Annotated in this window: 15 protein-coding genes; 4 read left to right on the top strand and 11 right to left on the bottom strand. The window is 71.9% G+C overall.

Annotated elements, in window-relative coordinates:
* Positions 1-102: 102 nt before the first annotated feature.
* From ACGF3C_RS23460 to pcaF, 10 genes are all read right to left on the bottom strand, one after another.
* Complete coding sequence (locus ACGF3C_RS23460) at positions 103-654, bottom strand: pyridoxamine 5'-phosphate oxidase family protein (RefSeq protein ID WP_357199326.1); 552 nt, start codon at positions 652-654, stop codon at positions 103-105.
* Positions 655-701: 47 nt separating this feature from the next.
* Positions 702-1,451, bottom strand: a complete 750-nt coding sequence (locus tag ACGF3C_RS23455) for a gamma-glutamyl-gamma-aminobutyrate hydrolase family protein (RefSeq protein WP_393225178.1) — start codon at positions 1,449-1,451, stop codon at positions 702-704.
* Positions 1,448-2,215: a 3-oxoacyl-ACP reductase gene (locus ACGF3C_RS23450; protein WP_355009583.1), complete on the bottom strand. Its 768-nt coding sequence runs from the start codon at positions 2,213-2,215 to the stop codon at positions 1,448-1,450. The genes ACGF3C_RS23455 and ACGF3C_RS23450 overlap by 4 nt, the downstream gene beginning before the upstream one ends.
* Before the next feature lie 5 nt (positions 2,216-2,220).
* Complete coding sequence (locus ACGF3C_RS23445) at positions 2,221-3,564, bottom strand: aldehyde dehydrogenase family protein (RefSeq protein ID WP_393225747.1); 1,344 nt, start codon at positions 3,562-3,564, stop codon at positions 2,221-2,223.
* A gap of 131 nt (positions 3,565-3,695) precedes the next feature.
* The gene (locus tag ACGF3C_RS23440; RefSeq protein WP_357221992.1) at positions 3,696-5,060 is read right to left on the bottom strand and encodes a glutamine synthetase family protein; all 1,365 of its coding nucleotides are present in this window, start codon (positions 5,058-5,060) and stop codon (positions 3,696-3,698) included.
* Between the two features lie 115 nt (positions 5,061-5,175).
* The gene (locus ACGF3C_RS23435) at positions 5,176-6,762 is read right to left on the bottom strand and encodes an amino acid permease (RefSeq protein WP_357221990.1); all 1,587 of its coding nucleotides are present in this window, start codon (positions 6,760-6,762) and stop codon (positions 5,176-5,178) included.
* A 379-nt stretch (positions 6,763-7,141) separates the two neighbouring features.
* A complete protein-coding gene (locus ACGF3C_RS23430; RefSeq protein WP_355009587.1) occupies positions 7,142-7,642 on the bottom strand; it encodes a DUF456 domain-containing protein in 501 nt (166 codons plus the stop codon).
* A 189-nt stretch (positions 7,643-7,831) separates the two neighbouring features.
* On the bottom strand, positions 7,832-10,075 hold the full coding sequence (locus tag ACGF3C_RS23425) for a putative bifunctional diguanylate cyclase/phosphodiesterase (RefSeq protein ID WP_393225173.1): 2,244 nt from the start codon (positions 10,073-10,075) through the stop codon (positions 7,832-7,834).
* Positions 10,076-10,079: 4 nt separating this feature from the next.
* Positions 10,080-10,892, bottom strand: coding sequence for an SAM-dependent methyltransferase (locus tag ACGF3C_RS23420; RefSeq protein WP_393225170.1), 813 nt, complete (start codon positions 10,890-10,892; stop codon positions 10,080-10,082).
* A 110-nt stretch (positions 10,893-11,002) separates the two neighbouring features.
* Positions 11,003-12,208 (bottom strand): 3-oxoadipyl-CoA thiolase, encoded by a 1,206-nt coding sequence (gene pcaF / locus ACGF3C_RS23415; protein ID WP_357221985.1) that lies wholly within the window; start codon positions 12,206-12,208, stop codon positions 11,003-11,005.
* A gap of 106 nt (positions 12,209-12,314) precedes the next feature.
* On the opposite strand from pcaF, the gene ACGF3C_RS23410 reads away from it, so the two are divergent.
* The 4 genes from ACGF3C_RS23410 (at position 12,315) to ACGF3C_RS23395 (ending at position 16,551) form a co-directional block, all read left to right on the top strand.
* Complete coding sequence (locus ACGF3C_RS23410; protein ID WP_357221983.1) at positions 12,315-13,280, top strand: glutathione S-transferase C-terminal domain-containing protein; 966 nt, start codon at positions 12,315-12,317, stop codon at positions 13,278-13,280.
* Entirely contained in the window at positions 13,273-13,956 is a 684-nt protein-coding gene (locus ACGF3C_RS23405) for a DUF998 domain-containing protein (RefSeq protein WP_393225167.1), read from the top strand. The genes ACGF3C_RS23410 and ACGF3C_RS23405 overlap by 8 nt, the downstream gene beginning before the upstream one ends.
* A gap of 168 nt (positions 13,957-14,124) precedes the next feature.
* Positions 14,125-15,417 carry a dicarboxylate/amino acid:cation symporter gene (locus ACGF3C_RS23400; RefSeq protein WP_357222024.1) on the top strand — a complete coding sequence of 431 codons (1,293 nt, stop codon included), beginning with the start codon at positions 14,125-14,127 and terminating at the stop codon, positions 15,415-15,417.
* 69 nt (positions 15,418-15,486) lie between these two features.
* Positions 15,487-16,551, top strand: a complete 1,065-nt coding sequence (locus tag ACGF3C_RS23395; RefSeq protein WP_393225164.1) for an NADH:flavin oxidoreductase/NADH oxidase — start codon at positions 15,487-15,489, stop codon at positions 16,549-16,551.
* Positions 16,552-16,601: 50 nt separating this feature from the next.
* Here the strand turns inward: ACGF3C_RS23395 and ACGF3C_RS23390 are convergent, their stop codons facing one another.
* Positions 16,602-20,204 carry an ATP-binding cassette domain-containing protein gene (locus ACGF3C_RS23390; protein WP_393225161.1) on the bottom strand — a complete coding sequence of 1,201 codons (3,603 nt, stop codon included), beginning with the start codon at positions 20,202-20,204 and terminating at the stop codon, positions 16,602-16,604.
* Between the last annotated feature and the right edge of the window lie 1,087 nt (positions 20,205-21,291).

Genomic DNA, 21,291 nt, shown 5'->3' with positions numbered 1-21,291 from the left:
TACGGGCGATGGACGCTGGTTACGTACGCCTGGGCCGTCGGGCACCGGACAGTGCGGGTGGTTGACGGTGTCGAACGGCGGCGGCAGAAGCGCTCTGACGAGTCAGAAGACCGGCAGTCCGTCGATGCTTGCCGCATTTTTGGTGGCCCGGTAGACGACCAGATCATCGGCGCTGCGGCGGGAGTGTGAGGTGAGCAACAGATCGCGTTCCGCCCGGAAGTCCATGAGAGGCACCGCGTATCCGCAGGAGTCACTGACCCGCTCCACCTCGACGGTGATGACCGCCCGGACGGCGTGCACATCCGGCGGTGCGGGAAACTCGGCGAGCCGATCGGCGAAGGCGTCTTCGGTGACCGCGACGCTGCTGCCCCGACCATGCAACCGGACGATCTTCGGCGGGCCGTCGAAGGCACAGAACATCAGCGTGATCCGGCCGTTGTCCCGCAGGTGGGCGATGGTCTCCGCCCCACTGCCGTGATAGTCGAGGTAGGCCACCCGGTGCGGGCCGAGGATCACGAAGGTGCCCCGCATGCCCTTCGGTGACACGTTGACGTGCCCCTCGACCCCGGACGGAGCGGTCGCCACGAAGAAGAGCGGTTGGGCCACGATGAAGTCACGCAGTCGAGAGTCGATCTCCGGATAAACCTTGCCCATGCGTCGATCCTCCCACCGGCGCCATCGACGGGCGGGGGCGATCTCAGTCACACCCGCCGGCCGGCGGCCCGCACCAACGCCGGGATCGGGGCGGGATCCGACTCGTTCTCCGGATGCCACTGCACCCCGAGCACGAACGGCAGTGCCGGGTCCTCCACCGCCTCGACCACACCGTCCCCCGCCCAACCGGTCACCGTGAGCCGGCCCGGATCGGCTACCGCCTGGTGGTGGTACGAGTTGACCTGGTCGACCCCGGCCAGCACCGACGCGGCCAGGCTCCCCGGCGCGAACCGCACCGCGTGCGCGCCGTACACCCCCGGTGTCGGGCGGTGCGCCTCGTGACCCACCACGTCGGGCAGGTGCTGGTGCAGGGTGCCGCCGTACGCCACCGCCAGCAACTGCATCCCCCGACACACGCCCAGCACCGGCACCTCGGCGGCGAGCGCGGCGGCCAGCAGTGTCAACTCGCCGGCGTCCCGGTCCGGCCGGTCCTCGGTACGGGGGTCGGGCGGGTGGCCGTACCGCCCCGGGCCGACGTCCGCACCACCGGCCAACAGCAGCCCGTCGAGGACAGCCACCACGTCGGCGTCCACGTCGTCCGGCGGCAGCACCACCGCCCGGCCACCCGCGGCCGCCACCGCCCGCGTGTACGCCTCCGGCACCAGCACCGCCCGCACACCCCGCCAGACGGCCCAGTCGGCGGGTTCGACGTACGCGCTGACCCCGATCAGCGGGCGTCGGGCTGGCCGGGTTCGCGACTGCGGGGCTCGCAGAGCCGGCTCACTCTCCGCGCTCACAGCGGCGTGACGTAGGCGCCCGTGATGCCGCCGTCGACCACGAACTGCGCGGCGGTCATGAACGAGGCGTCGTCGCTGGCCAGGAACGCCACCGCGGCGGCGATCTCCTCCGGTTGCCCGAAGCGTCCCATCGGCACGTGCACCAGCCGGCGGGCCGCGCGCTCCGGATCGGCGGCGAAGAGCTCCAGCAGCAACGGGGTGGCCACCGGGCCGGGACAGAGGGCGTTGACCCGGATGCCCTCACGGGCGAACTGCACACCCAACTCCCGGGTCATCGCCAGCACCCCGCCCTTGCTCGCGGTGTACGCGATCTGCGACGTGGCCGCACCCATCAACGCCACGAACGAGGCCGTGTTGATGATCGAGCCCTTGCCCTGCCGCCGCATGTGCGGGATGGCGTACTTGCAGCACAGGTAGACGCTCGTGGTGTTGACCCGCAGCACCCGCTCCCACGCGTCCAGGCCGGTGTCCAGGATGGAGTCGTCGTCGGGCGGCGAGATGCCGGCGTTGTTGAACGCGATGTCCACCCGGCCGTGCCGGTCGGCCACCCCGTCGAACAGGTCGCGCACCGCCGACTCGTCGGCCACGTCGGTGGCCACGAACTCGCCGCCGCACTCCTCGGCGGCCTTCGTACCGGCGGCCACGTCGATGTCCACGCAGACCACCCTGGCCCCCTCGGCGGCGAACCGCCGTACGGTGGCCAACCCGATCCCGCTGCCCGCTCCGGTGACCACGGCCACCCGGTCCTGCAACCGACCCTGCACTGGCGTCACTCCTCCGTCGCGATGAACACGTTCTTGACGTCCGTGAAGGAGAGCAGCGCGTCCGGGCCCAGCTCACGGCCGAGCCCGGAGCGCTTCATCCCGCCGAACGGGGTCCAGTAGCGCACCGAGGAGTGCGAGTTGACGCTGAGGTTGCCCGCGTCGACGGCGCGGGCCAGGCGCAGGGCCCGACCCACGTCCCGGGTCCAGACCGAGCCGGAGAGCCCGTACTCGGTGTCGTTGGCGAGCCGGATCGCGTCCGCCTCGTCGTCGAACGGCAGCACCGAGACCACCGGGCCGAAGATCTCCTCCCGCCAGTGCCGGTCGGCCGGCGAGTCGGCCAGCAGCACGGTTGGCGCGTGCCAGAACCCGGGGCCGTCCGGGCAGGAGCCCGTGAAGGCGATCTTCGCCCCGTCGAGGTAGCCGGCGACCCGGTCCCGTTGGGCGGCGGAGATCAGCGGGCCCATCTCGGCGGTGTCGCGGGACGGATCCTCGACGCGGACCGCGCGGACCGCCGGTTCGAGCAGTTCCAGGAACCTGTCGTACACCGAACGCTGGACCAGGATCCGCGACCGTGCGCAGCAGTCCTGGCCGGCGTTGTCGAAGACCGCGCCCGGCGCGGTCGCAGCGGCGCGCTCCAGGTCGGCGTCGGCGAACACGATGTTCGCGCTCTTGCCGCCCAGCTCCAGGGTGAGTCGCTTCACCTGGGCGGCGCAGCCGGCCATGATCCGGGTGCCGACCTCGGTGGAGCCGGTGAAGCAGATCTTGCGGACCGCCGGGTGGGTGACGAACCGCTCCCCCACCACCGAGCCCTCGCCAGGGACGACGGTGAAGACGCCGTCGGGCAGGCCGGCCTCGCGGGCCAGCTCGGCCAGACGCAGCGCGGTGAGCGGGGTCAACTCGGCGGGCTTGAGCACCACTGTGTTGCCGGCGGCGAGCGCCGGGGCGAACCCCCAGGCGGCGATCGGCATCGGGAAGTTCCAGGGCACGATCACGCCGACCACACCGAGTGGCTCGTGGAAGGTGACGTCCAACCCGCCGGGTACCGGGATCTGCCGCCCGCTCAACCGCTCGGGCGCGCCGGCGTAGTAGTCCAGGACGTCACGGACGTTGCCCGCCTCCCACCGGGCGTTGCCGACGGTGTGCCCGGAGTTGCGTACCTCCAGCACTGCCAACTCGTCCAGATGCGCGTCGACCACGGCGGCGAACCGCCGCAGCAACCGCGCCCGGTCCCCCGCCCCCACCTGCCGCCAGCCAGCACATGCGGCGCTCGCCCGCGCAATAGCCAGGTCCACGTCCTCCACAGAGGCCGCCGCAACTTCCCGAAACCCGACCCCACGCGCCGGATCCACCAGAACCGTCACGCCGCTACCCCCTGCTCCTGCGCGATCTTGCAGTTGCTGCACCGACAAAAGCCGCGAATCTTCACGAACCACCAACACAAAGTGCAAGATCGCGGGAGGTTGGGCGGGTTGGCGCGGGGTCAGAGGCGTTCGAAGCCACGCTTGAGCTCCCAGTCCGTCACAGCGGCGTCGAAGGCGGCCAACTCGACCCGCGCCTGGTTGGCGTAGTGGGCCACGACCTCGGCGCCGAACGCCTCGCGGGCCACCGTCGACTCCTCCCACAGGGCGAGAGCGTCGCGCAACGTGCCGGGCACGCGCTCGGCCTCCGGGTCGTCGTACGCGTTGCCGGTGCACTCCGCGCCCAGCTCCAGCCCCTGCTCGATGCCGTGCAGCGCGCCCGCGACCAGCCCGGCGATCGCCAGGTACGGGTTGACGTCAGCGCCGGGCACCCGGTTCTCCACGCGCATGCCCTGCCCGTGCCCGACCACCCGCAGCGCGCAGGTGCGGTTGTCGACACCCCAGCGCAGCGCGGTCGGGGCGAACGATCCCGGCTGGTAGCGCTTGTAGGAGTTGATGTTCGGGGCGAAGAGCAGGCTGAACTCGCGCATGGTGGCCAGCAGCCCGGCGAGCACCCGCTGCCCGGTCTGCGACAGGTGCGCCGGTCCGTCGCCGAGCATCGCCGACGAGCCGGAGGAGTCCCGGAGCGAGAAGTGGATGTGGCAGGAGTTGCCCTCCCGCTCGTTCGGCTTGGCCATGAAGGTGATCGCCATCCCCTCCTGGGCGGCGATCTCCTTGGCGCCGTTCTTGTAGATGACGTGGTGGTCAGCGCAGGCCACCGCCTCGTCGTACCGGAAGGCGATCTCGTGTTGCCCGAGGTTGCACTCGCCCTTGGCGCTCTCCGGGGTGAGCCCCGCGCCGGCCATCTCGACCCGGATGCGACGCAGCAGCGGCTCCACCCGGGCGGTGCCGAGCAGCGAGTAGTCGACGTTGTACTGGTTGGCCGGGGTGAGGTCGCGGTAGCCGCGCTGCCAGGCGTCCTCGTACGAGTCGCGGAACAGCACGAACTCCAACTCGGTGCCGGCGTACGCGGTCAGCCCGTGCTCGGCCAGCCGGTCCAGCTGCCGGCGCAGGATCTGCCGGGGCGAGGCGACCACGTCACCCGAGCCGTCGAGCCAGGTCAGGTCGGCCAGCAGCAGTGCGGAGCCGGGCTGCCAGGGCACCCGGCGCAGCGTGGCGAAGTCCGGAACCATCGCGAAGTCGCCGTAGCCGCGTTCCCAGCTCGACATGGCGTACCCGTCGACGGTGTTCATGTCGACGTCCACGGCGAGCAGGTAGTTGCAGCCCTCGCTGCCGCCCTCCACCACCTGGTCGAGGAAGAAGGGCGCGTGGAACCGCTTGCCCTGCAACCGGCCCTGCATGTCCACGAGGGCCAGCACCACGGTGTCGATCTCGCCCTCGGCGACGGCGACCCGCAGTTGTTCCAGCGTGAGCGGTGCTTTCCTCATTCGCGGGCCTCCATCACCAAGGTCTACTGGCAAACCGGATCACCGTCAATGCCCCCGGTGGCAAGGGCCGCAAACCCGGCGGGACGGCAGCACCGTCCGTCCCGCCGGGGGCCGATCAGACCGGGCCGTCGGCCGGCGCCGGGCCGGCCGCACCCGCGGATTCCTCGACGGTACGAACCGGGCCGGTGAACCACTTGCGGGCCGAGGCGTACCACCACACGGCGACCACGAGCAGCACCCCGCCGACGGCGAGCGGCGCGTAGTTCACCGCCGACCAGGTGAACCCGTCGTTGCCGGGCACCCCGGCGGGCACGATCGGCAGCACGAAGTAGACGGCGATGATCGCGATCTCGATCACCGCGATCCAGCCGAACAGCTTGTACTTACGGCCCAGCGTCCACGGCCCGGGGACGAACCGGTCGCCCATCCGCAGGCGGAGCGCGATCGGGATGAGGAACGACAGGTAGAGCCCGAGCACCGCGACGGAGACGACGGCGTAGAAGGCGATCGGGATACCGGCGGAGCTCTCGTACAGCGCCGGCAGGGTCAGCACCAGGCCGGCCAGGGTGGCACCGATGATCGCTTTTACCGGGGTGCCGTTGCGGTCGACGGTCGACCACAGCCGCCATCCGGGTACGGCACGGTCCCGGCTGAACGCGTACGCCATCCGGCTCATCGAGGTCACGCAGCTCATGCCGCAGAAGAACTGCCCGATGGTCGAGATGATGATGACGATCTTGAAGAAGACCGGGGTCAGCGCCGACTCGAAGATGGCGCCGGAGAAGCCGCCCGCGGCGTTGACCGCCTCGACGTCGGTGGCCGCGAAGAGGAACGCCAGCAGCAGGATCCAGCCGCCGACCGCCGAGTAGAAGATCGACTGCCAAAGCCCACGGGCCGCTGCCTGCGAGGCGCCCCGGGTCTCCTCGGAGACGTGCGCGCAGGCGTCGAAGCCGGTGATCGTGTACTGGGTCAGCAGGAAGCCCAGCGGCAGCACGTAGAACCAGAACGTCAGCCCGCCGATGTCCCCGTCGCCGAAACCGGAGTTGTTGAACCGCTCGGTGAACACGAACTGGAAGCTCTGGTGGTTGTCGGGCACGAAGACCAGGATGGCCACCACGACGGCCGCGCCGGCCACGTGCCACCAGACCGAGACGTTCTGGAGTACGTCGATGATCCGGTGCCCGAAGATGTTGATCAGCCCGTGCAGCACCAGGATGACCACGAAGAGGACGAACGCCTGACGCAGCGTCCCGGCCCAACCGTCGAAGAGCGCCGACAGGGTGAGGTTGAGGAACGTCGCGCAGCCGTAGTCCACCGAGGCGGTGACAGCCACCAGGCCGATCAGGTTCAGCCAGCCGGTGAACCAGCCGTGCACCGGGCGACCCATGGTGGCAGCCCACCAGTAGATCCCACCCGCTGTCGGGTACGCCGACACCAGCTCCGCCATGCAGAAGCCGATGATCAGGATGAACAGCGAGATCAGCGGCCAGCCCCAGGAGATGGCGACCGGCCCGCCGTTGTTCCACGCCTGCCCGAAGGTGGTGAAACAGCCGGCCAGGATCGAGATGATCGAGAAGGAGATGGCGAAGTTGGAGAAGCCGCTCCACTTTCGGCGCAACTCCTGTTTGTAGCCGAGTTCAGCGAGCCGTCGGGCGTCGTCGTCCATCGGTTGCTCGGCGGTCGGCACGGGCGTCGTGGCCACTGCACACCTCCCTGAGGTGGTTCCGCGTGCGAGTGGGCAAAGTGTCGTCCCGGCCGATCAAGGCGGTCAATACGTAGTCGGTGGGAATCTCACCGCCGTCGGGCTAATTGCGTTGCCGACCGGCCACCGCGGCCGGCATCCTGAACCGGTGACCAGGCCCGACAGGGGCCTACCCCGGGCGCTCGGACCGCCCGACCCGGTGGCGCGGGGCACGCCTCTCTCTCACGTACGGCCATTCCGCCGTACCCGAAAAGTGCCCCGCGCCCCCTCCCCTCCCCGCGCCGATCTTGCAGTTTCAGTTGCCGATATCAGCGGGATGCGCCGTATGTCAGCGCAGTAAGTGCAAGATCGCGGGGCTGAGGCGAGGGCTGAGGACGGGTCAGGTCAGGAGGAGGCCGGCTACCCAGAGGGCCGCGACCAGGAGGCCGGCCAGGAACTCCACCAGCATCGACAGGCCGGCGGCCTTCAGGGCCTGCACTGTGGAGGGCCAGGCGAGCTGATTACTGCCCAGCCGGAGCCGTTCGGCCGCCCACACCCCGGCGACGAAGCCGAGCACCAGGCCGACGACCGGCACCACGAAAAACCCGATGATGCCGAGCACCCCACCGGCGAGCAGCGTGGACGTCGGCACACCGGTGCGCTTCAGGTTCCGGCCCGGCCACGCGTACTTGATCACCGCGCCACCCCCGGCGACCAGCGTGGCGGCGGCGAACACCGCCCAGCCAACCAGGCCCGCGCCGCCGAAGATCGCCCAGAGCAGCACGCCACCCCAGCACAGCGGCAGCGCCGGCAGGCCCGGCACCACCACGCCGGCCAACCCGGCCAGGATGGCCAGCCCGGCCACCACCGTCACCGCCGTCTGCGAGTCCGTCAGGTCCACGCCGCCATCCTCCGTCGCCACCCTCCGGACCGGAACGGTCCCCCGCTCTGCCGCGTGCCGTCGCTTCGCGCCACGCTGCTGAGCCTGCTGGTTCGCTCGCTGCGCTCGCTCACGACAGCACTCCGCTTCGCTGCGTGCCGTCGCTTCGCGCCACGCTGCTGGGCCACCCGGTTCGCTCGCTGCGCTCGCTCACGCCGACGCTCCGCCGCGCAGCCGGGCCGTGATCACATCGGCCGGGGCTGGCGCACCGAAGAATCGGCCCTGCCCGGTGTCGCAGCGCAGCGCCCGCAGCCGTTCCGCCTGCACACCGGTCTCCACCGCCTCGGCCGTGACCCACAACTCCAGGGCGTGCGCCAACCGGACCAACGCGTCGACGATCCGTTCGTCGCGGTGGTCGGCCGCCACGTCGGTCCCGTCCGCGCGGATGCCCTCCACGAACGGACCGGCGAGCTTGAGGCAGTGGATCGGCAACCGGCGCAGGTACGCCAGGTTGGAGTACCCGGTGCCGAAGTCGTCCACGGCCAGCCGGACGCCGAGCGCGGCGAGCCGGTGCAGGCTGCGCAGGGGCTCACCGGCACTGCCCATCACGGCGCTCTCGGTCAGCTCCAGTTGGAGCAGCTCCGCGGGCAACCCGCTGGTCTGCAGGGCGTCGGCGACGGTGTCCACGATGGCCGGTTCGTCGGCCTGCCGGGCGGCCAGGTTGACGCTGACCACCAGCCTGGCGTCGGGGAACTCCCGCCACCACCGTTCGGCGTCCTCGCAGGCCCGCCGCAGCACCCACTCGCCGAGCCGGACGATCAGGCCGGTCTCCTCGGCCAGGCCGATGAACCGGTCCGGCCCGATCAGGCCCAACTCCGGATGCTCCCAACGGACCAGCGCCTCCACCGCGAGCATGGTGCCCTCCAGCAGCGACACGATCGGCTGGTAGTGCAGTACGAACTCGCCCCGCTCCAGCGCGGCGGGCAGCCCGGCGACCAACGCCGCACGGGCGATGTCCCGGGCGCCGCGCTCGGGGTCGTAGACCGCCCACCGGCCCCGGCCCGCCGCCTTGGCCCAGTAGAGCGTGGTGTCCGCGGCCTTCATCAGCTCGGACGCGCTGGTCTCCGAGGCCGGGCACTGGACGATGCCCACACTGGCCGAGACCGCCAACTGGTGCTCACCGACGTGGACCGGGGCCGCGACGGCGGCCAGCGCCGCTTCCGCCACGGAGACCGGGTCGTCGGTGTCGTCCCCTCCCTCGACGAGGATCACGAACTCGTCGCCGCCCATCCGGGCGACCAGGTGGCCGTGGTCGGCCACGCACGCGGCCAGCCGCCGGCCGATCATCACGAGCAGCCGGTCACCGAGGTCGTGGCCGAGACTGTCGTTGATCGCCTTGAAGCCGTCCAGGTCGAGGAAGCACACCCCGACGCGCTGCCCGGCGTCCGCGGTGTCGAGCACCCGTCCCAACGTCTCGAAGAACAGCGTCCGGTTGGGCAGCCCGGTCAGCGGGTCGTGCAGCGCCTGGAAGCGCAGCCGCTGCTGGAGTTCGTACCGCTCGGTGATGTCCTCGATCATCGCGACGGTGAATCGGGGCCGACCCTCGTGTCGGATCAGCGAGACGGCCAGATCCGTCCAGACCGTCGTGCCGTCCTTGCGGTAGTACCGCTTCTCCACCCGGGCCGCGTCGTGCTTCCCCTCGATCATCTCCTTGTAGAGCTCCCACATTCCGGCCGCGTCGTCGGCGTGGACCAGCCCTGTCACGTTGGTCTCGCGCAGCTCCTCGATCGAGTAGCCGAGCATGTCGGCGAACGCCTGGTTGACGTCGATGATCTGACCGTCCACGCCGGCGATCCCGATCCCGATCGCGGCGCCGGTGAACACCGCCCGGAACCGTGCCTCGCTCTCGCGTAGCGCCTGCTCGACCTCGTCGCGTGCCTGCCAGGCCGACCTGGCGATCCGCTCCTGCTGGCTGAAGGTGCGGTCGCGCAGCGCACGGGCGAACCCGGCGGCCAGTCCGCCCTGCACCGCAGCGATCCGGTCGACGAGGTCGGCCGGCGGGTCACCGTCGCACAACACCCGGTGCCCGAAGGTCGCGCCGAACGCGTGCAGCGTCCACTCCAGGGCCTGCGGCTCGGTGAGGTGCGCCTCCACCAGGGCCCGCCCGACCTCCTCGGCCGCTGCCGCGCTGAACGGCTCCGACCGTACCGCCTGGGCCAGCCGGATCGTGTACGCCAGCAGCAGCCGCTCGGTCTCGGCCACGCTGAGCGGCACGAAACCGAGCCGACGCACCGCGCGGGCCCAGTCGGCGGCGAACGCCTGGGCGTCCGCCCGGCCGGCATCGGCCCCGGCGTGGCCCCGGCCGGCATCGGCCCCGGCGTGGCCCCGGCCGGCATCGGCCCCGGCGTGGCCCCGGCCGGCATCGGCCCCGGCGTGGTCCGGGACGGCAGCCACGAGATCAGCCGGCGGGCTGGTCGTACCGGGCGACGCCCCCGAAGGCGCCGAACCGCTCCGGGTGCTCGTCCACGTCGGACGGTGAGTCCGGGCGCCAGAGCGGCATGTGCACCACACCCGGTTCCAGGACGGTCCAGTCGCCGAAGAAGCCGGTGACCTGAGCACGGGAGCGCAGGGTGATCTCGGTGGCGGTGCGGGCGGAGAGGCGCTGGGCGTCCAGCATCTCCTGCGGCTGGTCCTCGAACGTGGAGTGGGAGACGACAAGGAAACTGCCCGGCGCGGCGGCGGCCCGCAGGGTGGCGAGGATCGCCTCGGGCCGGTCGGCGTCCGGGACGAAGTGCACCACCCCGGCCAGCAGGATGCCCACCGGGCGACTGAAGTCGATCAGCCCGAGCTGTCGGGTCTCGGCGAGGATCCGCTCCGGCTCACGCAGGTCGGCGTGGATGACCCCGGTCAGGTCGTTGCCAGCCAGCAACTCCCGGCTGTGCGCGACCGCCACCGGGTCGATGTCGACGTACACCACGCGGGCCTTAGGGTTCACCCCCTGCGCCACCTCGTGCACGTTGCCAACGGTGGGAATTCCGGAGCCGATGTCGAGGAACTGGTCGATGCCGGCGTCGAGCAGCACCCGGACGGCCCGCCGCAGGAACTCCCGACCGGAGCGCATGGTGGCGGCGAGATTCGGGGTCATGCTGGCGATCTGCTCCGCCAACTGCCTGTCGATCTCGAAGTTGTGCGCTCCACCCAGAAAGTAGTCGTACACCCGGGCCGCGCTCGGCCTGGTCAGATCGATCTCGGTCGGCAGTCCGTCCGGCATCAGCGTGCTCCCCAGTTCATCGCCGCGGCGCGGGACGGCACCGGCATCGGGGCGCGCAGCGGGCACGCGTGGGCACCGGTCGACCCGCGGGTCGTGTGGTGTGGACCACTCTAGGCCGCTGACTCCAACAACAGCGAGATGCCTTGACCAACGCCGATGCACATGGTGGCCAGAGCCCGGCGGCCGCCGCGACGGCGCAGCTCCAGGGCGGCGGTCAGCGCCAGCCGCGCGCCGCTGGCGCCGAGCGGGTGCCCCAGCGCGATGGCACCACCGTTCGGGTTGACGTGCTCGGCGTCCACGGGCAGCCCCAGCTCACGCAACACCGCCACGGACTGCGCGGCGAACGCCTCGTTCAACTCCACCACGTCCACCGCGCCCACCTCGACGCCGACGCGTTCGAGCAGCTTGCGGGTGGCCGGCACCGGGCCGATTCCCATGATCCGGGGCGGCACACCAGCCGCCGCCGCGCCGACGATCCGGGCCAGCGGGGTCAGGCCGTACCGGGCAACCGCCGCCTCGCTGGCCACCAGCAGGGCGACAGCGCCGTCGTTGACGCCCGAGGAGTTCCCGGCGGTCACCGTGCCGCCGTCGCGGAACGGGGTGGGCAGCGCGGCCAGCTTGTCCAGCGAGGTCTCCCGAGGGTGCTCGTCGACCTCGACCAGCCGGGTCTCCCGACGACCCGCCGGCACCGACACCGACACGATCTCCTCGGCGAACCGGCCGTCCGCCTGCGCCCTGGCCGCACGCTGCTGCGAGCGGTACGCGAAGGCGTCCTGCTCGGCCCGGCTGACGCCGTACTCGGCGGCCACGTTCTCCGCCGTCTCCGGCATCGAGTCGACCCCCCACCCGTCACGCATCAGCGGGTTCACCAACCGCCAGCCGAGGGTGGTGTCGTACACCTCGGCCGAGCGGGAGTACGCCGAGGACGCCTTCGGCATGACGAACGGCGCCCGGCTCATGCTCTCCACCCCGCCGGCGATCACCAGCTCGGCGTCCCCGGCGACGATGGACCGGGCGGCGGTGGCGAGCGCGTCCAGGCCCGAACCGCAGAGCCGGTTGACGGTGCTGCCCGGCACCTCCTCGGGCAGGCCGGCCAGCAGCGCCGCCATCCGGGCCACGTTGCGGTTGTCCTCGCCGGCCTGGTTGGCGCAGCCGAGCACGACGTCATCGACCCGCGCCCAGTCCACCGACGGGTGGCGGGCAACCAGTTCCCGGATCACGTGCGCGGCCAGGTCGTCGGGGCGGACGCCGGCCAGCGCGCCCGCGTACCGGCCGATCGGGGTGCGGACACCGGCCACCAGGTATGCCACGGTCATCGCGAGTCCTTAGGGGGTGCAGACGGCGGGGGTGGGGCACGCCCACCGGGTCACGAGGGCTGCCGGCCGCCAGGATATCCACGCCGGCAGCGGATAGGTTGACGGCATGGCCCGGGCCCAGTTCAGCGCAGAGACCAGTGGCGGCGGCGCGTTCGTCCGCCAGCCGAACCGGTTCACCGGTCGGGTCACCGCCGACTCCACCTCGCCACCCGGCGGCGGCCCGGACGAGCAGGACCGCTGGCCGTTGGAGGCCGGCCGTTACCGGCTGATCTGGTGCCGGGCCTGCCCGTGGGCGCACCGGGCGAGGATCGTGCGTGGCCTGCTCGGGCTGGACGACGCGATCTCGCTGGGCACCGTCGACCCGATCCGGGACGAGCGGGGCTGGGCGTTCGCCCTCGACCCGGACGGCTTCGACCCGGTGCTCGGCGTGAGCTTCCTCTCCGAGGCGTACCTGGCCACCGACCCGGACTACACCGGCCGGGTGACAGTGCCGGCACTCGTCGACACAGTGACCGGCCGGGTGGTCACCAACGACTACCCACAGCTCACCCTCGACTTCTCCACCGAGTGGCGGCGGCTGCACGCGCCCGACGCCCCGGATCTCTACCCGGTCGCGCTGCGCCCCGAGATGGACGCGCTGATGGCCGAGATCCACACCGATGTGAACAACGGGGTCTACCGGTGCGGGTTCGCCACCTCCCAGCAGGCGTACGACGAGGCGTTCCGGGCGCTCTTCGCCCGACTGGACGCGCTCTCCGAGCGGCTGGCCGGGCAGCGCTACCTGATGGGCGACGCGATCACCGAGGCGGACGTGCGGCTGTTCACCACACTGGTGCGCTTCGACGCCGCGTACCACGGGCACTTCAAGTGCAACCGCGACAAGCTGACCGAGATGCCGGTGCTCTGGGCGTACGCCCGGGACCTGTTCCAGACGCCGGGTTTCGGCGAGACTGTGGACTTCGACCACATCAAGCGGCACTACTACGGCACGCATCGGGAGATCAATCCCAGCGGCATCGTGCCACTCGGGCCGGACGAGTCCGGCTGGAGCACGCCGCACGGGCGTGGCTGAGCCGGGTCGGCCGACCGCCCCGACCCTGCCGAGCGCCCGCGGCGAGGTCGCCCGCCGGGTAGCCGGGTCCGCGGCGGCCGGCTGCACCCTGGCCGGTGCGGTGGCGGTGACGCTCGCCGTGGTCGCCGGTCCCGGTCCAGGGCTCACCGGGTACGTCAGCGAGGCGGGCATTGCCGGCAGCGCCCACGCCGCGACGTACCGGATCGGGATCCTGGCCCTTGCCGGCGCGTTGCTGCTGATCGGTGCGGCGCTGCCTCCCGGGGTGTGGGCGGCGGCCCCGGCGCTGCTCGCCACCGGAGCGGTGTTCACCGCTGTGTCGGGGGCGGTGACCTGCTCCGGCGGCTGCCCGTTGCCGCCGTTCGAGCGCGCGACGACGGCGGACCTGGTGCACGGCGGCGCGAGCATCGCGGCGACCGCCGCTGTGGTCTTCGCCATGATCGCGCTGGCCGTCTCCGTGCCGGCGGGCCGGACGGTGCGTCGGCTGGCCGGGGTCGCCGCCGTGCTGGCCCTGCCGCTCTGTGCCGCGGTGGGGCTGGCGATGCTCGTGATCGGTCGAGGCCCGGTGGTGGGGGTGCTGGAACGGCTGATCCTCGCCCTGGCGGTGCTGTGGGGCCTGGGCACCGCCACCGCGCTGGCCCTCTGTAAGGAGCCTCACGCCGTCCGGTCCTTCCGATGAGCGGGAATCGGCGTATCGTCGGCCAGCGATGACCAATCTCTGGGGCCTCACTGTCCGCCTGTATGTCGATCTCCGACTGCAGGCCAGTGGCATCTGTCCGGGCTAGCCGCGTTCCCACGCCTGCCCCGATCGGACCGGACAATTGGATACATCCTCATGCCTTTCAGCCTGCGCAAAATTCCCTTCTCCGTGCAGATCCTGCTCGGCCTCGTGCTCGGCGTCGCGCTGGGCTTCCTGGCCCGCAGCAACGACCTGAGCTGGCTGACCAGCACCCTGCACACCGTCGGTAGCCTCTTCGTCCAACTGCTCAAGCTGGCCGTGCCGCCGCTGGTCTTCACCGCCATCGTGGTCAGCGTGGTCAGCCTGCGTGGCGTCGCCAACGCCGCCCGGCTCGCCGTCAAGACCCTGATGTGGTTCGGCATCACCGCGCTGATCGCGGTGAGCATCGGCATCGGCCTCGGCCTGCTCACCAACCCGGGCAGGGGCGTGACCCTCGACCTGGGTGGTGCGGCCCCGCCGAAGAACACCGGCTCGTGGACCGACTTCCTCACCGGCATCGTGCCCACCAACCCGGTCGGCGCGTTCGTCGAGGGCAACGTCCTCCAGATCGTCTTCCTCGCCGTCGTCGTCGGCGCCGCGGCCCTGCTGGTCGGCGAGCCCGCCGAACCGTTCGTGGCGCTGAACCGATCCCTCCTGGAGATCGTCCAGAAGGCGCTCTGGTGGGTCATCCGGCTAGCCCCGATCGGCACCCTCGGCCTGATCGGCAATGCCGTCGCCTCGTACGGCTGGGACCTGCTGGCTCCCCTCGCGAAGTTCACCACGGCCGTCTACGTCGGCTGCGCCATCGTGCTGTTCGTGGTCTACCCGCTGGTGCTGATCCTCGCCGGCCGCCTCAACCCGCTGCGCTTCTTCGCCGGTGCCTGGCCGGCCATCGAGCTGGCCTTCGTCTCCCGCTCCTCGGTCGGCACCATGCCGGTGACCCAGCGTTCCGTCGAGCGCCTCGGCGTCCCCCGCGAGTACGCCTCGTTCGCGGTGCCCTTCGGCGCCACCACGAAGATGGACGGTTGCGCCGCCATCTACCCGGCCCTCGCCGCGATCTTCGTGGCGCAGGTGTTCGGCGTTGACCTCGGCATCGGCGACTACCTGCTGATCGCCTTCGTCTCGGTGGTCGGCTCGGCGGCCACCGCCGGCCTGACCGGCGCGATCGTGATGCTCACCCTGACCCTCAGCACGCTGGGCCTGCCGCTGGCCGGCGCCGGTCTGCTGCTGGCCATCGACCCGATCCTGGACATGATCCGCACCGCCACCAACGTCGCGGGGCAGGCGCTGGTGCCGACAGTGGTCGCCGCCCGCGAGGGCACTCTCGACCGCGCCGCGTACGAGTCCGCCGGCCGGCGTGACCTGACCGACCCGGAGCCGGTCGCCGACACCCGGCCCGAGCTGACCCCCGTTCCTGCCTGACCGATTCACCAGTACGGCGACGGGCCCCTCTCCCCGGGGGCCCGTCGCCGTGTCGGAGAGGATGAGCCCATGAGTTCCCTGTTCACTCCCCTGGCCCTGCGCGGGGTCACACTGCCCAACCGGATCGCCATGGCACCGATGTGCCAGTACTCCGCCGGCCCCGACGGTCTGCCCACCGACTGGCACCTGATCCACCTCGGCAGCCGCGCGGTCGGCGGGGCCGGCCTGGTGCTGACCGAGGCGACCGCCGTCCTCCCCGAGGGCCGGATCAGCCCACAGGACACCGGCCTCTGGTCCGATGCGCACGTCGACGCCTGGCGACCGGTGACCGCGTTCGTCGCCGCTCACGGCGCGGTGCCGGCCGTGCAGCTCGCGCACGCCGGCTTCAAGGCCTCCACCTACCGGCCCTGGGCACCCGAGCGCGGTGGCGTGCCGGACGCCGAGGGCGGCTGGACGCCCGTCGCCCCCGGCTCGGAGCCGTTCACCGCCGACTACCGGACGCCGACCAGCCTCGACGAGGCCGGCATCGCCGGTGTGGTCGACGCGTTCGCGGCCGGAGCCGTACGCGCTCTGGACGCCGGCTTCGCCGCCGTGGAGATCCACGCCGCTCACGGCTACCTGCTCAACGAGTTCCTCTCGCCGCTGACCAACCGCCGCACCGACTCGTACGGCGGCAACCGCGCGGCCCGGATGCGGCTCACCCTGGAGGTCGCCCGCGCGGTGCGCGCCGCTGTCGGCGAGGACGTGCCGGTGCTGACCCGGATCTCCGCCACCGACTGGGTCGAGGGCGGCTGGACGATCGAGGACAGCGTGGTGCTCGCCGGTGAGCTGGCCGGCGTCGGCGTCGACCTGGTCGACGCGTCCTCCGGTGGGGTGAGCACGGACCAGCGCATCCCGCTCGGCCCGGGTTACCAGGTGCCGCTGGCCGCCCAGATCCGCCGCGAGGCCGGCGTGCCGACCGGCGCGGTGGGCCTGATCGTGGAGCCCGAGCACGCCGAGCAGATCGTCGCCAACGGCGAGGCCGACCTGGTGCTGCTGGGTCGGGAGTTGCTGCGCGACCCGTACTGGCCGCGCCGGGCGGCCGCGAAGCTCGGCGTCGCGTACTCCGGCCCCGCCCAGTACGCCCGCGCCTGATCCTTCCGGTCGGGCGGCTGCTCACCCAGCAGCCGCCCGACCGTCGGCACTCAACCCGCCAGGTGTGACCAGTCGCCCTCCAGGTCCTGCCAGGTGCCCTGGGCGGCCACCGTGCCGCCGAGCAGCACCACCACGTGGTCGGCCCGGACCAACGCGGCGCGCTTCGCCGTCGAACCGACGACCGTCACCCCGTGGCCGCGCAACGCCTGCCACAACGCCAGCTCGGTGGTGACGTCCAGCGCCGACGACACGTCGTCGGCGACAAGCAGTTCGGTACGCGGGGCCAGCGCACGGGCCAGCGCCAACCGCTGCAACTGCCCGCCGGACAGCCGGGTGCCCTTGTGCCCGATGAGCAGGCCCAACCCACCACCGGCGGCGGCCAGGTCATGGTCGAGCTGGGCGGTGCTGACCGCCCCCGCCGCGTCCACCTGGTGCCCGAGGGCGATGTTGTCGGCCACCGTGCCGGAGAGCACCCGGGGCAACTGACCGACGTAGCCGACCTGGTTGGGGCGCAGGAACAGCTCCGGCTCGGTGACCGGGTCACCGTTCCAGGCCAGCTCGCCGGTGTGGTGCACGATCCCGGCCAGCCCGCGCAGCAACGAGGACTTGCCCGACCCCACCGGCCCGACGACCAGCACCAACTGCCCCCGCTGCACGGTCAGGTCCACGTCCCGGACGGCCACCGTGCCGTCGGAGTGCACCACCCCGAAGCCACGCAGCTCCAGCCGGCGCAGCGGATGCCGGGGTGGCATGGTCGGCGCAGGCGCCGTCCCAGCGGTCAGGTCGACCTCCGGCACCCCCGCGGAGTACGTGCTCACCCCGGTCATCGCCACGGTGCGTCGGGTCCAGACCCGCGCCGAGGGCAGCTGCGAGATCAACGACGCCGTCGTCCAGGCGAACCAGCGGGCCGCGCCCAGGGTGGAGACGGCCACCAGCACCGCCCCGGCGGAGAGCGAACCGTTCAGGTAGAGCGCCCAGGCTCCGATCGGCAACAACCCACTGGCCATCGACGGTGTGGAGCGCGCCCACACCTGCACCGAGATCTCCCGCCGCTGCCGGTCGCTGCGCAGCACATCCAGGCTGGCCAGGTGACGCAGCACCGCAGTGGTCGCGCCGGCGAGCTTCACCGTCCGCGCCGCGGAGAGCGCGGAGACCAGCGCCGTGGCGAAGGAGGCCCGCGCCGCCACCGTCGCCCGGGCCGCACGCTCCAGCTTCGGCCCGAACAACGTCGCGGCCAGCCCGGAGACGACCATCGTCCCGAGGAAGAACAGCCCGGGTACGACGCTGCCGGTGACCGCCGTCATGGCGACCACGAGCACCAGCGCGACGGTCTGGTCCAACACGTTGTCGGCGAGTTGGACCACCCGCTCGGTGTCCCCACCCTGCGCCACCACCTCGGCGGGGGTGTGTGAGCTGACCCGGCGCGGGCCGGTCTGGCCGTGCACCAGCCGAAGGCCGATCCGCAGCATCTGCCGCACCCACCACTGCGGGAACCAGACGTGGGTGTAGAACGGCAGCGGCAGGGTGACCAGCAACCCGGCGACGATCCCCACCGCCGGCAAATACGGGTTGCCGGTCCCGTCGACCAGGTCCGCCCAGAGCCAGGGCAGCACCGGGCCGTCCAGCCCGAGCAGGCTGAGCCCGAGGAACAGCACGATCGCCGCCGCCCCGTACCGGGGATCGTTCGTGCAGAGTCGGAAGATCTCCCGCAGCGTCCGGGCCGGCGGCACCGGCGGCAGCGGCGGAGGATCGGCCCGGGTCGGCCCGACCGCGTCCCGCGTGCTGTCGGAGGGTGTCTCCCGTGTGGCCTGCTCATTCGGCTCGGCCCGCGTCGACGCCGGCTCGGTCGGCCAGGCGACGCCCTGCTCGTTCGCCGCGACCGGCTCGCCCCGCGCGGGCGCCGGCTCGCTCGGCCACGCGTCCGGGCCGGGGCCGACCAGCAGGTCGGTGCCGACGCCGGTACGACCGGCCGGCGCCACCGCCGCGTACGCGGCGGCGTGGCTGGTCGCCAGCAGTTCCGCGAAGCGCGTCGACGTCTCCAACGGACCGGCCTCGACCACCTCGCCGTCGGCCAGGACGACCACCTCGTCACAGCGGCGCACCGAGGAGAGTCGGTGCGCGATGACGATGCCGATCCGGTCGCGCAGCAGTCGTTCGGTGGCGCGCTGCACCCGCGCCTCGGTGACCGGGTCCAGCCGCGCAGTGGCCTCGTCGAGGATCACCACGTGCGGCTCCCGGACCAGAATCCGGGCGAACGCCACCAACTGCTCCTGACCGGCGGAGAGCACGTGGCCGCCCTCCCCCAGCCGGGTCGCCAACCCGTCCGGAAGCTCGGCGATCCAGCTCGCCAGGCCCAGCTCGTCCAGCGCACGAGCCGCCGCGTCGAGCAACTCAGTGTCGAAGAGCGCCACGTTCTCGGCGAGCGTGCCGGCGAGGATCTCGGTGCGCTGCGGCACCAACGCCACCCAGCGGCGCAGTTGCTCGACGTCGAGGTCGCACAGGTCGGTGCCGCCGAGGAAGACGGTGCCCGGCGGCACGTCGACCGCCCGGGTGAGCACCTTCGCCAGCGTCGACTTGCCCGAGCCGGTCCGCCCGATCAGCGCGTACGAGCGACCACGCGCGAAGGTGAGGCTGAGCCCGCGCAGCGCGGCACCCCGACCACCCTCGCCGTACCCGAATGTCAGGTCCCGAATGCGCAGGTCACCCTCGCTCGGGCTGGCCCCGCCGACCGGTTCCTGCCGGGCCTTGGAGAGCAACTGCACCCGCGCCCACGCGCCGAGCGCCTCCTGGATCTCCGGCACCATCCGGCTGACGTGTTCCGCTGTCGCCCCGAAGGCCAGGGCGAGCAGCCAGATGGCGGTGAGCCGGGCGGCGTCGATCCGGCCGGTGGCCAACGCCCAGGCACCGCCGAGCACCACCGCGCCGATGCCCGCCCGGATCGTCGCGGTGGCCACCGTCGCCACCCGGGCGGACAGCACCCAGACCACCAGGCCACGGGAGAGCACGGCGGAGGCCCGCCGGGCGTACAACCGCAGCACGTACGGCCGCGCCAGGCTGGTGCGTACGTCGTCCTGGCCGTGCACCGCCTCCTCCATCACGGCCGCCAGGTCGGACCACGCCTCCTCCTCGGCCATCCGGGCCGGGCCGATCCGCGCCGTGGGCCGGCGCAGGCCGACCGCGAGCACCACGGTGAGCAGCAGCATCGCGATCCCCGCCGGCCACCAGACGAACAGCGCCACGACCATCGACAACAGACCGACGCAGAGGCCCTGGGCGAGACGGGTGCCCTGGTTACGAATTGCCGACGCGACCTGATAGACGTCCCCGTCGATGCGGTCCAGCAACTCGCCGACCGGGGTGGTCTCCAGGGTGGGAAGGTCCTGCCCGAGAGCGACGCGGCAGAGCCGGCGACGCACGTCGGCGGACCAGTCGGCGGTCAGGCCGGCCATCAGCAGACTCACCGCGAGGTCGCTGAGGACCACAGCGACAAGGGCCACGGCCAGCACGGCGAAGAAACCAGCCGAACGGTGCACCAGCACTGCGCCGGCCAGGGCCGATGCGCCCGCCTGCCCCGCGGCACCCAGCACGATCAGAACGGCCACGATCGTCACACGACGGGTCGACGTACCCCACAGATCACGGAGCAGGCGCATGGAAAGTCCTCCGGGACGTGGGTGGCGGAGACCTCAGCCTGCCGGCAGCACCCCGTCATCTCAACCGATTTACCCGCCTCTGAGCTGGGCTTCCGTCAGTTGCGCCAGCGACCATGGCAGGGCCGCTTACGCCCTCGGAGCAGGGCCGCTTACGCCCTCGGAGCACGGCGCCCACGCCCCGGAGCACGGCCGCGCACGCCCCGGAGCACGGCCGCGCACGCCCCGGAGCACGCCCGCTTACGCCCCGGAACAGAGGCCGACTCCCGGGCCAGCGGCGGCAACGCCCGGAGCGGTGACGGCAGGAGCCAGTGGCGGCACGCACCCCGTGGGTGTTTTGGCCGATTCGAGGCCTTCTGGGCGGTCGGCGATGGCCTCAGAGGTCTAGATCGACTCGGGTTCTGTGATGTCGCGGTGTCCGGACGTCCGGGACAGCGCGACTTTCATGTACGCGAGTGGATCACGCCCAGTATCAGAGGGTTTGCTGCCGTGAGCCACGCGTTCAATGGAGTCTTTGTCGGTTTCTGGGCCGTTCGGGGTGTGGCCGGGCGCACGCGTGGGCCGGAATCATGGCCGGGCCGGGGTCGTTACATACCCTGACGATCGCAGTACCACCGGCCGGCCGCCCGATCTTTGCGGGCTGGTCGCGCAGGTGGGAATGGCAGTCTCCCCCCGGTCGTTGCAGTCCCACGGACGACCGACGGGCACTCGCTTCGACGAGGGTGCCGGCAGGTGGGCCAACCCCGGAATGCCAGCCACCCCCCGGTCGTTGCAACCCCCACGCCGCTGGCACCGCCGCGATGAGGGTGCCCATGGATGGGCCAACCCCGGAATGACCCCGGCCCGGCGGTCGTTACACATGGACCCGGCGCCACGAGCCCCCCGCTCGGTAGGTCGCCGACTCCGACGCCCAACCCAGGCGTCACCCCCCCCCAAACTTTTTCCCCTTTGAGACGTGCAGCGCCGGACGAGGTGCTCACACCCTCACCGCCGTCCCCCCCGGGTGGTGTGGGTGTTCTACCCCCGAAGGAGCTACCCCCATGAACACGATCATTCGTAAGAGCATGCTGTCTGTTGCTGGTCTCGCGTT

The sequence above is a fragment of the Micromonospora sp. NPDC047762 genome (assembly GCF_043204655.1).
Classification (GTDB): domain Bacteria; phylum Actinomycetota; class Actinomycetes; order Mycobacteriales; family Micromonosporaceae; genus Micromonospora.
The sequence above is the reverse complement of the archived record's forward strand: the minus strand, read 5'-3'. Positions and strand labels throughout refer to the sequence as shown.

Excerpts from the sequence above, each read along its gene's own strand:
- ACGF3C_RS23460 (WP_357199326.1), bottom strand. The coding sequence starts at position 654 with ATGGGCAAGGTTTATCCGGAGATCGACTCTCGACTGCGTGACTTCATC.
- ACGF3C_RS23440 (WP_357221992.1), bottom strand. The coding sequence starts at position 5,060 with ATGAGGAAAGCACCGCTCACGCTGGAACAACTGCGGGTCGCCGTCGCC.
- ACGF3C_RS23420 (WP_393225170.1), bottom strand. The coding sequence starts at position 10,892 with ATGCCGGACGGACTGCCGACCGAGATCGATCTGACCAGGCCGAGCGCG.
- pcaF (WP_357221985.1), bottom strand. The coding sequence starts at position 12,208 with ATGACCGTGGCATACCTGGTGGCCGGTGTCCGCACCCCGATCGGCCGG.
- ACGF3C_RS23410 (WP_357221983.1), top strand. The coding sequence starts at position 12,315 with ATGGCCCGGGCCCAGTTCAGCGCAGAGACCAGTGGCGGCGGCGCGTTC.
- ACGF3C_RS23395 (WP_393225164.1), top strand. The coding sequence starts at position 15,487 with ATGAGTTCCCTGTTCACTCCCCTGGCCCTGCGCGGGGTCACACTGCCC.
- ACGF3C_RS23390 (WP_393225161.1), bottom strand. The coding sequence starts at position 20,204 with ATGCGCCTGCTCCGTGATCTGTGGGGTACGTCGACCCGTCGTGTGACG.